Source organism: Pelagibius sp. 7325 (genome assembly GCF_037652055.1).
Classification (GTDB): Bacteria; Pseudomonadota; Alphaproteobacteria; order Kiloniellales; family Kiloniellaceae; genus Pelagibius.
The window spans coordinates 809,182-822,900 of sequence record NZ_JBBKAH010000002.1 but is presented as its reverse complement, the minus strand read 5'-3'; the positions used below and the strand labels follow the sequence as shown (position 1 = coordinate 822,900).

Annotated in this window: 13 protein-coding genes; 8 read left to right on the top strand and 5 right to left on the bottom strand. The window is 66.9% G+C overall.

Annotation, left to right across the window (positions count from 1 at the left end; genetic code table 11):
- Positions 1-65 precede the first annotated feature (65 nt).
- The 5 genes from ytfQ to WDC82_RS05780 all read left to right on the top strand — a co-directional run bounded on the left by ytfQ (position 66) and on the right by WDC82_RS05780 (position 5,452).
- Complete coding sequence (gene ytfQ / locus WDC82_RS05800; protein ID WP_340116309.1) at positions 66-1,040, top strand: galactofuranose ABC transporter, galactofuranose-binding protein YtfQ; 975 nt, start codon at positions 66-68, stop codon at positions 1,038-1,040.
- A 98-nt stretch (positions 1,041-1,138) separates the two neighbouring features.
- Positions 1,139-2,665 carry a galactofuranose ABC transporter, ATP-binding protein YtfR gene (gene ytfR, locus WDC82_RS05795; protein WP_340116308.1) on the top strand — a complete coding sequence of 509 codons (1,527 nt, stop codon included), beginning with the start codon at positions 1,139-1,141 and terminating at the stop codon, positions 2,663-2,665.
- Positions 2,662-3,720, top strand: coding sequence for an ABC transporter permease (locus tag WDC82_RS05790; RefSeq protein WP_340116307.1), 1,059 nt, complete (start codon positions 2,662-2,664; stop codon positions 3,718-3,720). The genes ytfR and WDC82_RS05790 overlap by 4 nt, the downstream gene beginning before the upstream one ends.
- A complete protein-coding gene (yjfF, locus tag WDC82_RS05785; RefSeq protein ID WP_340116306.1) occupies positions 3,717-4,718 on the top strand; it encodes a galactofuranose ABC transporter, permease protein YjfF in 1,002 nt (333 codons plus the stop codon). Before WDC82_RS05790 ends, yjfF begins: the two co-directional genes overlap by 4 nt.
- Positions 4,718-5,452 (top strand): FadR/GntR family transcriptional regulator, encoded by a 735-nt coding sequence (locus WDC82_RS05780; protein ID WP_340116305.1) that lies wholly within the window; start codon positions 4,718-4,720, stop codon positions 5,450-5,452. Before yjfF ends, WDC82_RS05780 begins: the two co-directional genes overlap by 1 nt.
- A gap of 32 nt (positions 5,453-5,484) precedes the next feature.
- Here WDC82_RS05780 and WDC82_RS05775 read toward each other — a convergent pair whose 3' ends face one another.
- On the bottom strand, positions 5,485-6,318 hold the full coding sequence (locus tag WDC82_RS05775; RefSeq protein WP_340116304.1) for an aldo/keto reductase: 834 nt from the start codon (positions 6,316-6,318) through the stop codon (positions 5,485-5,487).
- 179 nt (positions 6,319-6,497) lie between these two features.
- The gene (locus tag WDC82_RS05770) at positions 6,498-7,439 is read right to left on the bottom strand and encodes a LysR substrate-binding domain-containing protein (RefSeq protein WP_340116303.1); all 942 of its coding nucleotides are present in this window, start codon (positions 7,437-7,439) and stop codon (positions 6,498-6,500) included.
- 121 nt (positions 7,440-7,560) lie between these two features.
- Between WDC82_RS05770 and WDC82_RS05765 the strand changes: the two genes are divergently transcribed.
- Positions 7,561-8,430: a pirin family protein gene (locus WDC82_RS05765; RefSeq protein WP_340116302.1), complete on the top strand. Its 870-nt coding sequence runs from the start codon at positions 7,561-7,563 to the stop codon at positions 8,428-8,430.
- 131 nt (positions 8,431-8,561) lie between these two features.
- Positions 8,562-9,191, top strand: coding sequence for a hydrolase (locus WDC82_RS05760; protein ID WP_340116301.1), 630 nt, complete (start codon positions 8,562-8,564; stop codon positions 9,189-9,191).
- 94 nt (positions 9,192-9,285) lie between these two features.
- Here WDC82_RS05760 and WDC82_RS05755 read toward each other — a convergent pair whose 3' ends face one another.
- The 3 genes from WDC82_RS05755 to WDC82_RS05745 all read right to left on the bottom strand — a co-directional run bounded on the left by WDC82_RS05755 (position 9,286) and on the right by WDC82_RS05745 (position 12,646).
- Positions 9,286-10,674, bottom strand: coding sequence for an aldehyde dehydrogenase family protein (locus tag WDC82_RS05755; RefSeq protein WP_340116300.1), 1,389 nt, complete (start codon positions 10,672-10,674; stop codon positions 9,286-9,288).
- 145 nt (positions 10,675-10,819) lie between these two features.
- Positions 10,820-11,629, bottom strand: coding sequence for a class III extradiol ring-cleavage dioxygenase (locus tag WDC82_RS05750; RefSeq protein WP_367576122.1), 810 nt, complete (start codon positions 11,627-11,629; stop codon positions 10,820-10,822).
- 96 nt (positions 11,630-11,725) lie between these two features.
- Positions 11,726-12,646, bottom strand: a complete 921-nt coding sequence (locus tag WDC82_RS05745; protein ID WP_340116299.1) for a DMT family transporter — start codon at positions 12,644-12,646, stop codon at positions 11,726-11,728.
- 236 nt (positions 12,647-12,882) lie between these two features.
- Here WDC82_RS05745 and WDC82_RS05740 point away from each other — a divergent pair, with 236 nt between their 5' ends.
- On the top strand, positions 12,883-13,680 hold the full coding sequence (locus tag WDC82_RS05740) for an alpha/beta hydrolase (RefSeq protein ID WP_340116298.1): 798 nt from the start codon (positions 12,883-12,885) through the stop codon (positions 13,678-13,680).
- Positions 13,681-13,719 lie beyond the last annotated feature (39 nt).

Below are 13,719 nucleotides of genomic sequence, written 5' to 3'. Positions count from 1 at the left end.
AAGTCATACTATATGATTTTTTATGTCGAGCTGCGTTTAAGACAGCGGATTTGGGAGGAATGACCATGGAAGTGAGAAAGCTTTACCTTGCCGCCGGCCTGCTTGCTGCAGCCGTGGCGCCCCTGACGGCCGCCCCGGCTCTTGCTCAGGATCTGACTATCGGCTTTTCGCAGATCGGATCCGAATCCGGCTGGCGCGCCGCCGAGACGACGCTGACCAAGCTGCAGGCCGAGGAACGCGGCATCGACCTGAAGTTCGCCGACGCCCAGCAGAAACAGGAAAACCAGATCAAGGCCGTGCGATCCTTCATCGCGCAGGGCGTCGATGCCATCCTGCTGGCCCCCGTCGTCGCCACCGGCTGGGACTCGGTGCTCGAGGAAGCCAAGGATGCGGGCATTCCCGTCGTGCTGCTGGACCGTACCGTCGACGCGCCGAAGGATCTCTACATGACGGCGGTGACCTCCGACCTCGTCCATGAGGGCCGCGTCGCCGGGCAATGGCTGGTCGATGCCGTCGACGGCAAGGACTGCAACGTGGTCGAACTGCAGGGCACCACCGGCTCCTCGCCGGCGATCGACCGCAAGAACGGCTTCGAACAGGCCATTGCCGACCACGGCAACCTGAAGATCATCCGCAGTCAGACCGGCGACTTCACCCGCGCCAAGGGCAAGGAAGTGATGGAGAGCTTCATCAAGGCCGAGGGCGGCGGCGGGAACATCTGCGCCCTCTACGCCCACAACGACGACATGGCGGTTGGCGCCATTCAGGCGATCAAGGAGGCCGGCCTCGAGCCCGGCAAGGACATCCTGGTCGTCTCCATCGACGCGGTGCCCGACATCTTCCAGGCCATGGCCGCCGGCGAGGCCAACGCGACCGTCGAGCTGACGCCGAACATGGCCGGTCCGGCCTTCGACGCGCTGGATGCCTACTTCAAGAACGGCACGGTGCCGCCGAAGTGGATTCAGACGGAATCGAAGCTCTACACCCAGGACGACGATCCGCTGAAGATCTACGAGGAAAAGAAGAACCTCGGCTACTGAGCGTTCTCCCTATCGCTCACCTCACGCCGGCTCTTCCTCCTGTTCTTTGACAGAGGAGGGCCGGCACCTCCTTTCACCTCAGGGAGGCAGAGCCAGCCTTGGATGCTCCGACCACCGACGTGCTCTACCGTGCCGAAGGCATCAGCAAGCGTTTCCCGGGCGCGCTGGTGCTCGACAGCGTCGACTTCACGCTGCAGCGTGGCGAGGTACATGCCCTGTTGGGCGAGAATGGCGCCGGCAAGTCGACCCTCATCAAGTGCCTGACCGGCGCCTACCGGCGCGACGGCGGCACGCTGTCGCTCGACGGCATCGGCATTGATCCGCACAGCACCGCAGAGGCGCAGGCGCTGGGCATTGGCACGGTCTATCAGGAGATCAATCTGCTGCCGAACCTCAGCGTGGCAGACAACCTCTTCCTCGGCCGCCAGCCGCGCCGCTTCGGCATGGTGCAGACCAAGGCCATGCGCCATGCGGCGCGAGAGATTCTTGCCGCCTACGGCCTGGACATCGACGTCGCGGCCGATCTCGGCAGCTACTCCGTCGCCGTGCAGCAGATCGTCGCCATCGCCCGCGCGGTCGATCTCTCCGGCAAGGTGCTGATCCTCGACGAGCCGACTGCCAGCCTCGACGCCCACGAGGTGGAGATGCTGTTCTCGGTGGTGCGCGACCTGCGTGGCCGCGGCCTCGGCATCGTCTTCATCACCCATTTCCTCGACCAGGTCTTCGCCATCGCCGACCGCATCACCGTGTTGCGCAACGGCCGCCTGGTCGGCAGCAAACCGGCGGCGGACACCAGCCGGGTAGACCTGGTCACGATGATGCTGGGCCGCGCGCTGGAGGCGGAGACGCGCCATCCGGCGCCGCAGCACGCGACCACCGCCGACGCGCCGATCACCTTCAAGGGCTACGGTAAGGCCGGCCACGTCGCTCCCTTCGACCTGGCCGTCCACCCGGGCGAGGTCATCGGTGTCGCCGGCCTGCTCGGTTCCGGGCGCACGGAGACGGCGGAACTGCTGTTCGGCGTCGAGCGCCCCGACAGCGGCAGTGCCGTCATCGACGGCAAGCCGGTGGCGCTGGGCTCGCCGCGTGCCGCGGTCGCCCAAGGCTTTGGATTCTGTCCGGAGGATCGCAAGACCGCGGGCATCGTCGCGGATCTCTCGGTGCGGGAGAACATAGCGCTGGCGCTGCAGGCGCGCCGCGGCTGGGCGCGTCCGCTGGCTCGACGTGAGCAGGTCGCGCTGGCCGACCGCTATATCGGCATGCTGGACATTCGCACCTCCGACCGCGAGAAACCCGTCGGCCTGCTGTCCGGCGGCAACCAGCAGAAGGTGATCCTCGCACGCTGGCTGGCGCTCAACCCACGCTTCCTCATCCTCGACGAACCGACGCGCGGCATCGACGTCGGCGCCCACGCCGAGATCATCCGCCTTATAGAGACACTCTGCGCTGAGGGCATGTCCCTGCTGGTAATCTCTTCCGAGCTGGAAGAGCTGGTCGCCTACAGCAGCCGCGTGCTGGTGCTGCGCGACCGCGTCCATGTCGCCGAACTGACCGGCGCCGGTCTCACGCCCGACAGCATCGTCCACGCCATCGCTGCCGATGCAGAGGGAGCCGGCGCGTCATGAGTGCGCTCCTGCGCAGCGCGCTGCGGCGGCTGGCGCCGCAGGTCGTCGTGCTGACGGCGGTGCTGGCGCTCAACGCGCTGGTGTTTCCGGGCTTCTTCGACCTCGACTTTCAGAACGGCCGGCTCTACGGCAGCCTCATAGACGTGTTGAACCGTGGCGCGCCGGTGGCGCTGCTCGCCGTCGGCATGACCCTAGTGATCGCCACCAAGGGCATCGACCTTTCGGTCGGTGCGGTCATGGCGATCGCCGGCGCGGTCGCCGCCGCGTCCATCACCAGCGGCGAGGGCCTGATCGTCACGGTGTTCTTCGCGCTCGCGGCCGGAGTCGCCTGCGGCCTGTGGAACGGCTTTCTCGTCGCCGTGCTGGGCATCCAGCCGATCGTGGCAACGCTGATTCTCATGGTCGCCGGACGCGGGATCGCCCAACTCGTCACCGAGGGTGCCATCCTCACCTTCAATCATCCGGGCCTCATCTTCATCGGCAGCGGCGCCTTCGCCGGCTTGCCCATGCCGGTTCTCATATGGCTGGCGCTGGGTGCTGCGGTCACTGTCGCCGTGCGCCGCTCGGCCCTCGGTCTGCTGATCGAGGCGACCGGCATCAACCGCCGCGCGGCCACGCTCTCCGGCATCAACAGCCGGGTGCTGCTGCTCGCGGTCTATGCGGTCTCCGGCCTCTGTGCCGCCATTGCCGGGGTCATCATTGCCGCCGACATCAAAGGTGCGGACGCCAACAACGCCGGCCTGTGGCTGGAACTCGATGCCATCCTCGCGGTGGTCATCGGCGGCACTTCTCTGCTCGGCGGGCGCTTTTCGATCGTCGCCTCGCTGATCGGCGCGATGATCATCCAGTCGGTGAATACCGGCATTCTGCTGTCGGGCTTCCCGCCGGAATTCAACCTCATCATTAAGGCGGCGATCATCGTCGTCATCCTGGTGCTGCAGTCGCCGGCGCTGCAGTCGCTGTGGAGCTACCTGCGGCCGCTGCCGGAGGCGGAGACCCCTCCGCTGCCGCGCGAAGAGTCGGCGGCGGGCAATGCCGTGAGGGATGCATCATGAAGGCGCGCTTCCTGCCGCTCGCGGCGACGCTTCTCATCTTCCTCATCGCCTATGCGGCCTGCGTGTTGCAGTACCCGAACATGCTGTCGACGCGGGTGGTGGGAAACCTGCTGACCGACAACGCCTTCCTCGGCATCGCCGCGGTCGGCATGACCTTTGTCATTCTCTCCGGCGGCATCGATCTCTCCATCGGCTCGGTGATCGCCTTCACGGGCGTGTTCCTCGCGGTCGTGTTGGAGTCGACGGCGCTGCATCCGCTTGTCGCCTTTGTGTTGGCGCTGGCGATCACGACGACCTTCGGGGCGGCAATGGGGGCGATCATCCATTACCTGCAGATGCCGGCCTTCATCGTGACGCTGGCCGGCATGTTCCTGGCGCGCGGCATGGCCTATGTGCTGTCGGTGGAATCCGTGCCGGTCACGCACGAATTCTACGATCTGCTGCAGGGCCTCTATTACCGCATGCCGGGCGGCGGGCGGCTGACGCTGATCGGCGGCCTCATGGTGCTGGTCTTCCTGGTCGGCATGGTGCTGGCACACCGCACCCGCTTCGGTACGAACGTCTATGCCCTGGGCGGCGGCGTGCAGACCGCGCGCCTCATGGGTGTGCCGGTCGCGCGCACCACCATCGCGATCTACGCGCTCTCCGGCTTCCTTGCGGGCCTTTCGGGCATCGTCTTCTCGCTCTATACCTCTGCCGGCTACTCCCTGGCGGCGGTCGGTGTGGAGCTCGACGCCATCGCCGCGGTGGTGATCGGCGGAACGCTGCTGACCGGCGGCGCCGGCTTTGTTGCCGGCACCCTCATCGGCATCTTCATCATGGGTCTCATTCAGACCTACATTATCTTCGACGGCACGCTGTCCAGCTGGTGGACCAAGATCGTCATCGGCCTCTTGCTGTTTGCCTTCATCCTGCTACAGAAAGTCCTGGTGTGGGCCTCTGCCGCCGAACGGCCGGGCATCCTGCGCCGTTTCGCCACCGGAAAAGCCGTTCCCTGATGGGCCTGCTCGAGAACACCATAAGCGGGCGCACGCCGCGCACCAGCCACGCCCACGTGGTCGACCAGCTCGGCCGCGCCATTGTCGGCGGCGAATTCGCCGAGGGCGACCTGCTGCCCAGCGACGCCGAGCTGGAGGCGCGCTTCCAGGTCTCCCGCACCGTATTGCGCGAGGCGATGAAAACGCTCTCGGCCAAAGGCCTCATTGTGGCCCGCGCCCGCATCGGCACCCGGGTGACGGAGCGGGCCGGCTGGAACCTCTTCGACTCGGACGTGCTGACCTGGCATTTCGATGCCGGCATCAGCGAGGAGTTCCTGGTCCACGTCTGTGAGATCCGCCAGGCCTTCGAACCCTTTGCTGCCGCGCTGGCGGCCCGGCGCGCGACCCCGCAGGACGTCCAACTGCTGCGGCGCCTGGCCGAGGACATCGGCCGTCCGACCCACTCGGCCGAGAGTCTGGCGCTGGCCGATCTGCGCTTTCACCTGGCGTTGGCGGAGGTTTCAAAGAACCCCTTCATGCGCTCGGTCAGCAGCCTCATCGAGGCGGCGCTGGTCGGTATCTTCAAGCTCTCCTCGCCGGCGGCGGACCCGGAGAAGATCGCCGAGGTCGCCGGCTCCCATCTCGCCATTGTCCAGGCCATCGCCCGCCACGACGCCGAGGCTGCACGCCAGGCGATGGAACAGGTCATTCTGGTCGGCATGGAGCGGGTGAGGCAGGCGCTCGCCGGCGCCTGACGCGGAGGGGGCTTGCGGATCACGCCGGCGCATCAGGCCGCTTCGGGCTTGTCCCACTCGGGTGCGAAGGAGGGATCGACGCAGCGCCTGTCCTTGGGCAGGCCGGCGATGAGGCGGCGGTCATCCGCATCCAGGACGATCTTCAAGGCATCGAGATTCGCCTGCTGGCTCGCCGGGCGCTGGGCCTTGGGGATGGCGGCGACGCCCTCCTGTTCCAGCAGCCACTTCAAGGCGACCTGCGCCGCGCTGGCGCCGTGCTTTCTGCCGATGGCCGTCAGTTCCTCGCTGTCAGCGAGGTTGCCCTGCGCCAGCGGGCAGTAGGCGATCAGCGGCATCGACCGCGCGACCATGTAGCGGCGCAGCGGTGTTTGGTCGAGCATCACGTGGTATTCGACCTGATTGCAGGCGACGGGGGCGCCGATCTCATCGACAGCCCGGCGCAGCAGCGGGACCGTGAAGTTGCATACGCCGATGGCGCGGGTCAGGCCTTCCTCGCGCAGGTGCACCAGGGTCTCGAAGATTGCCGGCAGATCCATGCGCGGCGCCGGCCAGTGGACGAGATAGAGGTCGACGAAATCCAGCTTCAGCTTCTTCAGGCTTTCGTCGAGGGACTTGCGGATCCGGGCGGGCGTCAGGCTGTCGTACCAGACCTTCGTAGTGACATGGAGGCTGTCGCGCGGCAGGCCGGCCGCGGCGATGCCGGCGCCGACGCCGGTTTCGTTGCCGTACATCGCCGCCGTGTCGACGTGACGGTATCCCAGCCTCAGGGCATTCTCCACAGCAGCAGGTGCGCTGCGGTCATCCATGCGGTAGGTGCCGAGGCCCAGGCGCGGCAGGGCGATGCCCTGTGTATTCAGGTCTTCCATCCGATCCTCGCTCGCGTTGTCCGATCCGGTGTGCTTGTCCAGATATTGGGCCGCCCGCCCTTGGCGTGAAGGGCGGCCTGCTGTGACAACCTCCCACAGGGGGCGCCGCGCCCGCTGTCCTTGACGCCGGTTCCGGCCGGCATGGGGTCGGCCGCGGCCAGATCCGCCGTCCGGATCGCTCAGCTTCCCCTCGGATCATCGGCCGGCGGCAATACCTGGTTGGCCCGGGCGCGCTGGACAGCGCACTCGTGGGCGAGGAAATCGACCAGCGCCCGAACTGAAGGAAGGAGCCCGCGGCGCGAGGGAAAGACGGCGTGAACGATAGCCGCCTTTGGTCTCCAGTCGGGAAGAACGTGCACGAGTCGGCCAGCCCGGACGTCGTCCCATATGTAAATGGTCGGCAACTGCACGGCACCCGCACCCGCAAGGGCTGCCTCGCGCAGGACCGCCATGTCGTCTGTAACCAAGCGGGGTGAATGCGGAACGGTGGCGACCTGGCCGTCGGGGTGATGCAGTTGCCAGGCGTGATCCCGATGCGGAGGCCCCTGATCCAGGCTGGGCAGGTCGTGCAGATCTCCGGGCGATTTCATAACGCCATCAACCAGCGCAGGTGCAGCAACAAGGCACTGGGTGCTCTCGTCGAGTTGTCTCATGACCAGATCGCTAGGCTCCAGCGGCGGAAATCGCACGCGGATAGCCAGGTCCAATCCTTCTGCGATCACGTCGACACGGCGGTTGGTGCTCTCCAGATGCACTTCAACGCCCGGGTACTGCATCATGAAGCGCGCAACCAGTTCACCGAACTGGAAGGAGAGGAGTGCCGTGGGGCAACTCATGCGCACCACGCCGCGCGGCTCTGCCCGCACCTCGGCGATAACCTGTTCTGCTGCCTCTGCTTCGATGAGCATCGCCGCGCAACGCTCGTAGAACTCGCGGCCGATTTCGGTCACCGCGAAGCGACGCGAAGAGCGGTTGAGGAGGCGGACGCCCAACCGCTCCTCAAGCAGAAGGACGCGGCGGCTCAGCTTCGATTTCTGCACACCGATCGCACGTCCCGCCGATGAGAAGCCGCCATGATCGACGACGGCCGCGAAATAATAGAGGTCGTTGAGATTCTGCATTGTCCTAAAAATAGGACGAAGCGTCACTTTAAGCAATCTTTCTGGATCATCGTTGCCGCGTTACCTCTAGTCCAGGCAAGCAGCCCGCTTGGCGGGGGCTTATAGGCACTGGAGAAAACACATGACGAAGAGAATCTACGGCCGGTACGGCAACGACCGGCAGCATTGGGTGGGCGACGGCTTCCCGGTCCGCTCGCTCTTCTCGTACAACACGCTGGGTGCACACATCAGCCCCTTCCTGCTGCTCGACTATGCAGGGCCGTACAGCTTCGAACCCACGAAGCGGCGGCGCGGCGTCGGCGAGCATCCGCACCGTGGATTCGAGACCGTCACCATCGTCTATGACGGCGAGGTCGAGCATCGGGATTCCGCCGGCAACGGCGGAGTGATCGGTCCCGGCGACGTCCAGTGGATGACGGCCGCGGGCGGCATCATTCATGAGGAATACCACTCGCCCGGTTTTGCCAAGACGGGCGGACCCTTCCGCATGGTGCAGCTCTGGGTGAATCTGCCGGCGAAGGACAAGATGGCGCCCGGCGGTTATCAGGCCATCTCCAAGGCCGACATCCCCGTCGTCTCGCTGCCCGGCGGTGCGGGCAAGGCGCGCGTCATTGCCGGTGAGCATCGCGGCGCGAAAGGACCGGCGAAGACCTTCACACCGATCAACGTGTGGGATCTCAGCCTGAAGGCCGATAGGGACCTGACTCTCGACCTGCCGGCGGGTCATACCGCCATGATCGTGGTGTTGACCGGACACGTGACGATCGAAGGCAGTCTCGAGGCCGGAGAGGCTGAAATGGTGTTGCTTGATCGCGAGGGAAGCGACGTCAAGGTCCATACCGATGGGGAAGCCAAGCTGCTGATCCTGACGGGCGAGCCGATTGACGAACCGATCGTAGGCTACGGGCCGTTCGTGATGAACAGCGAGGCGGAAATCCACCAGGCCGCCGAGGATTTCAACAACGGGCGTTTCGTCACCGCCACAGCATGAACGAGAGGCCGGATCCGAATACGCGGAGCCGGCCGCTCTTTCCTGTGGGCGGGTCCGTGCGCGCCCGTCCGCTTGACCGAGGGCTTCGGCCCGCCTGCTGCGCAAAATTTCCCATCGAAAAGGACCTGCCAATGGCAAGCGAGAAGATCCGTAACCCCCAGACCGACCATCTTCTGTCGCCGGAGAACTCGGCCCTCATCGTCATCGACTATCAGCCGATCCAGGTCTCCTCGATCCGCTCGATGCCTCGTGACGAGCTTGTGTTCAACATCACCAGCGTCGCCAAGGCGGCTGTGAACTACGGGCTCCCGATCGTCCACTCGACGGTCAACGTCGCGACCGGCCGCAACAAGCCGCCGATCCAGGAATTGCAGGACGTGCTCGGCCATCTGCCGACCTACGACCGCACCTCGATCAACAGCTGGGAGGACACGGAGTTCAAGGAGGCGGTCAAGTCGATCGGGCGCAAGAAGCTGATCATGACCGCGCTTTGGACGGAAGCGTGCCTGACCTTCCCGGCACTGGATGCGATCCAGGAAGGCTATGAAGTCTATGTTCCGGTCGATGCGGTCGGCGGCACGTCGCTGGCAGCGCACGAGGCGGCGCTGCGCCGCATCGAGCAGGCCGGCGCGAAGCTCATCAGCCGCGTCCAGATGTACTGCGAACTCCAGCGCGACTGGGCGCGCGAAGCGACCGTGCCTGGTTTTATGGGTGTCTTCGACAACTTCGACGGCTTCAACGTAGAAAAGGCCGCCGAATAAGCGGCCAAGAACCCCGCGAACGGCTGACACCCGATGAAGGCGGCCCCGCTTGTATGCCTGAGGCCGCCTTTTTCGGTTCCGGATCTCGCGCGTCTTAGATGGTATGACGCAGGTGGAAGGACTTGGGCCGGGTCAGCATCTCGTAGCCGACCTCGGACAGGGTGGCGCCGCGCCCGGTGTCCTTCACGCCGGTCCAGGCCAGCATGGGGTCCAGGTAGTCGGCGCGGTTCATGAACACCGTGCCCGTCTCGATCTCGCCGCCGATCGCCTCGGCCGCGGCGAGGTCCGCCGTCCAGATCGAGGCGGTCAGGCCATAGGCGGAATCGTTCATCAGGCGCACCGCCTCTTCGTCGCTGGCGACCTTCATGATACCGACCACCGGGCCGAAGCTTTCCTCGGTCATCACCGACATGTCGTGGGTGACGTCGGTCAGCACCTGCGGGGCCATGTAGGGCGTGCCCGGCTTGTCGGCGGCGAAGTCCTTGGGATCGATGTGCGCGGTGGCGCCGGCCTGCAGGGCGGCGGCGATCTGGCCGCGCACGAAATCGGCGGCCGCGGTCTTCACCATCGGCCCCAGCGTGGTGCCGGCGTCCAGCGGATCGCCCAGCACGTAGCCGCGGGTGAGCTCGACGAACTTCTCGACGAAGGGCGCATAGAGGCTCTCGTGCACGTAGATGCGCTCGATGCCGCAGCACGACTGGCCGGAATTGAAGAAGGCGCCGTCGACGGTGTTCTCCACCGCGTAGTCCAGGTTCGCGTCGGCGCGCACGTAGGCCGGGTCCTTGCCGCCCAGTTCCAGCCCGACGCCGATGAACTGGCCGGCGGCGGCCTGTTCGATCACCTTGCCGGCCTCGACCGAGCCGGTGAAGTTCACCTGGTCGGCCAGCCTGGAGGAGATGACCTTGCCGACCTGGCCGTGGCTCATGCAGAGGTTGGTGAAAAGCCCCTTGGGCAGGCCGGCCTTGTCGCAAGCCTGCTGGAAGCGTTCACCGACCAGCAGGGTCTGCGCGGCGTGCTTCAGCACCACCGCGTTGCCGGCCATCAGCGCCGGCACGATGGAGTTCACCGCCGTCAGGTAGGGGTAGTTCCACGGTGCGATGGTCAGCACCACGCCCAGGGGATCGCGGCGGATGTAGCGCTTGAAGCCGTCCTTGGCCGCCGGTACCACCGGCGCCAGGGCCGTCTCGGCCAGGGCGATCATTGCCCGCGCGCGTTCCTCGAAGCCGCGCAGCTCGCCGGCGCCGAACTTCACCGGGCGGCCCATCTGCCAGGCCAGCTCCGGGATGATCGCCTCGCCCATGGCCAGCATGGCGTCGGTCAGCGCCGTGCAGTAGCGCGCGCGCTCGGAAATCGGCAGGCGGGCCCAGTCGCGCTGGGCTCGGCGGGCGCCGGCAAAGGCGGCCTCGATCTGGGCGTCGCCGGCGACGGGGCGGCGGGCGTATTCGCTGTTGTCGACGGGGGAAAGGCAGACGGTGTCGGTCACGGTGGAACTCCCTGAACGCGGCCCGCGGGATACCCTGCCGGGGCCGCCGCTTTCGTGATGGCGGCGGTTCGATAGCACGACTGTGGCCTCCTTTGCACCGTTTGCTTGGCGCAGGGCGGCTATGCAGCCAGCGGGATTTCGGGGCTCAATCGAAACGGAAGGCGGAGAGGCTCACCTCCAGCACCCGATCGGTAAAGTCGCAGCGGCCGGGGCCGCCGGCGCCGGCCGCCACCATCAGGGGGATCAGGTGCTCTTCCTGGCCTCGGGGGTGGGACTGCAGGCCGCCGGGCGCCTCGGTCCAGGCGGCCAGTCTCGCGTCGCGGCCGGCGGGATCGGCGACAGCCTCGGCCAGCCAGGCATCGAAGGCGTCGGAGGGGGCGGCGTAGCGCGGGTCGCCGTAACCCCGCATGTTGTGGAAGCTCATGCCGGTGCCGAGGATCAGCACGCCCTCCTCGCGCAACGGGCCCAGCGCCCGCCCGGCGGCGAGGTGGCGCGCGGGGTCGAGGCCGGCGGCGAGCGAAAGCGGCACCACGGGGATCTCGGCCTCCGGGAAGACCAGCTTCAGCGGAATGAAGACGCCGTGGTCGAAGCCGCGGTCGGGATCTTCCTTGGCGGGCAGGCCGGCCGCCTGCAGCAGCTCGACAACCCGCGCCGCAAGCGCCGGGTCGCCCGGCGCCGGATAGGTCAATTGATAGGTGTGGGGCGGAAAACCGTAGTAGTCGAAGATCAGCTCCGGCCGCGCCGCGGCTGCGACGGTGAAGGCCGGCTCGATCCAATGGGCGGAGACCGCGATGATCGCCTTCGGCGGTGCGGGCAGCGTGGCGGTCAGCCCTTTCAGATAGGCGGCCATCCGGTCCCAGGCCTCCGGCGGATCCCAGTCCATGAAGAAGCACGGGCCGGCGCCGTGCGGCAGGAAGAAGCTGGGCAGGCGCGCGGTCTCGGGGTCAGGCGGCATGGGAATTCTCGCGGCGTCGGCAAAGGGGGTGTGCCTTTCATATAGGGTGCCGCCCGCGCAACGTCATCCGTCCGGTCTTCGGTCTGGCAGGATCTGCTAGCGCCGCACCGCCAGGAGGCCGCCGGCGACGATCATCGCCATCCCGAGAACGCTGATGGCGTCCGGGAACTCGCTGAAGAACAGCAGGCCCCAGAGGCCGGCGAAGGCGACATAGGCGAAGTCGAAGCTCGCGACCGTGGCCGGCGGCCCGATCTGGTAGGCGATCGCCGCGCCGACGCTGCCGATGATGATGGCCGCCGCCAACACGGCCAGGGCGCCGGCCTCCGACACGCCAATCGGGGCCCAGGTGCCGCCGAGAAAGCCGCCGTCCGAGGTGAGGCCGGCCAGACCGGCAAGCGTCGCGAGCGCGCCGACGGCAATGAAGCTGACGTTCAGCGACAGCGACAGAACCAGGGGGTCTTCCTGCCGGCACCGGCTCCGGGTCAAAATCATCGCCAGAGCATAGAGGACGGCGGCCGCCAGCGGCAGGAGGGCGTGGAGGTTGAAGGCCCCGGCGTCCGGGCGGAGGACCAGTAGGACGCCGAGAAAACCGAGCAGGATCGCCATCCAGCCGAGGGGGCCGATCCGGTCGCCGAGGAAAAGCGCGGCGAAAAGCGTGATGAAGATCGGCAGGGTGTAGTAGGCGGCTGCCGCAGCGGACAGGGCGAGGTGAGGCAGGGCCGCATAGTAGGCGACCCACATGAAAGTCAGCATCAGGCTGCGCAGGGCGACCCACCCGGGATGGCGCGGCAGGAAGCGGCTGAGGCCGGGGCGTCCGGCGCGCTGTCTGACGCCGATGATCAGCGCCAGCACCGGCAGGGCGACCAGCGAACGCAGCACGAAAACCTGCCACAGGACGAAGTCCGCGCTGAACAGCTTGATGAGGGCGTCGCCCAGCGACAGCGCCATGACCGTGAGCACGATGGTGCCAACGGCGCGCGCAACGTTGTCGCCATGAAGGGAAGGGCGCTGTGACATTCAGGTGGAGCCATAAGGGCGGGGTGACTTGCGGAGGGCAGCATACCGGCTTCGCAGCGACGATCAACGTGGGCTCCTGTCGCCGTCCTGGCAGCAGACTATGAGTAAAGTCTGTTGGGCGGGGAATGTTCGGCCGCAGCTTCCTGATCGGTGCTCTTGGTGACCGGTGTCCTTGACCGAAACCGCAGGCACGCCCTAAGTCTTCGGCGCCGCCACGGTGTTACGAGGATTTCCCCATGCCCCATGTCGAGATTGCCGGCGCCCGCGTCGCCTATCGCATCGACGGTAACGGGCCCGGCCTGGTGCTGGTTCACGGCACCGGCGGCAGTGCCGCGACCAGCTGGACCGGGATGATCAACCGCCTGGCCGCGCGCTGGACGGTGGTGCGGCCGGACTATGCCGGCTCCGGCGGTACCGTCGACGGCGGCGGCCCCCTCCGCCTCGATGCCCTGGCCGCCCAGGTGGTTGCCGCGGCACAGCACGCGGGGCTGGCATCTTTTCACGTTCTCGGCTTTTCGCTCGGCGCCGTGGTCGCGGTGAAGATCGCGGCCGACCATCCCGACAAGGTGCTGAGCGTCGTGCCGCTGGGCGGCATGCTGAGCACTGCCGAGCCGCGCGTGCAACTGCTGTTGCGGCTGTGGAGCCACCTCATCGCCAAAGACCGCGAGGCCATGGTGCGCCACGGCCTGCTGACCTGCTTCAGTCCGGACTACCTCGCGCGATTCGACACAGCAGCGCTCGAGCGGATGGTGGCGGAGGATCTCATCGGCACCAACTGGGAGGGGCTGGCGCGCCAGGTCGAACTCGACCTCAGCCTCGATGTGACGTCGGAGGCCGCGCGCGTCGCGGTGCCGGCCCTGGTGCTCGGCTGCCGCCACGACCAGATCGTGCCGCCGGACATCCATGCGCGCGCCCTGGCTGCCGCCATTCCCGGCGCCGTGTACACCGAACTGGAAAGCGGTCACTGCGCGCCTTTCGAGGTGCCGGAGGCGCTGCTCGACCTCGTGGAACCCTTCCTGCTGCGCAACGGTTAGTCTCAGGCTATGCTGTCGGTGCGACCAATCCCATGCCGG

Bases quoted from the DNA above. Each gene is read 5' to 3' on its own strand.
- WDC82_RS05750 (WP_367576122.1), bottom strand. From the start codon at position 11,629: ATGCCGCCTGACCCCGAGACCGCGCGCCTGCCCAGCTTCTTCCTGCCG.
- WDC82_RS05765 (WP_340116302.1), top strand. From the start codon at position 7,561: ATGACGAAGAGAATCTACGGCCGGTACGGCAACGACCGGCAGCATTGG.
- WDC82_RS05780 (WP_340116305.1), top strand. From the start codon at position 4,718: ATGGGCCTGCTCGAGAACACCATAAGCGGGCGCACGCCGCGCACCAGC.
- WDC82_RS05745 (WP_340116299.1), bottom strand. From the start codon at position 12,646: ATGTCACAGCGCCCTTCCCTTCATGGCGACAACGTTGCGCGCGCCGTT.
- WDC82_RS05775 (WP_340116304.1), bottom strand. From the start codon at position 6,318: ATGGAAGACCTGAATACACAGGGCATCGCCCTGCCGCGCCTGGGCCTC.
- WDC82_RS05740 (WP_340116298.1), top strand. From the start codon at position 12,883: ATGCCCCATGTCGAGATTGCCGGCGCCCGCGTCGCCTATCGCATCGAC.
- ytfQ (WP_340116309.1), top strand. From the start codon at position 66: ATGGAAGTGAGAAAGCTTTACCTTGCCGCCGGCCTGCTTGCTGCAGCC.
- yjfF (WP_340116306.1), top strand. From the start codon at position 3,717: ATGAAGGCGCGCTTCCTGCCGCTCGCGGCGACGCTTCTCATCTTCCTC.
- WDC82_RS05760 (WP_340116301.1), top strand. From the start codon at position 8,562: ATGGCAAGCGAGAAGATCCGTAACCCCCAGACCGACCATCTTCTGTCG.
- WDC82_RS05770 (WP_340116303.1), bottom strand. From the start codon at position 7,439: ATGCAGAATCTCAACGACCTCTATTATTTCGCGGCCGTCGTCGATCAT.
- WDC82_RS05790 (WP_340116307.1), top strand. From the start codon at position 2,662: ATGAGTGCGCTCCTGCGCAGCGCGCTGCGGCGGCTGGCGCCGCAGGTC.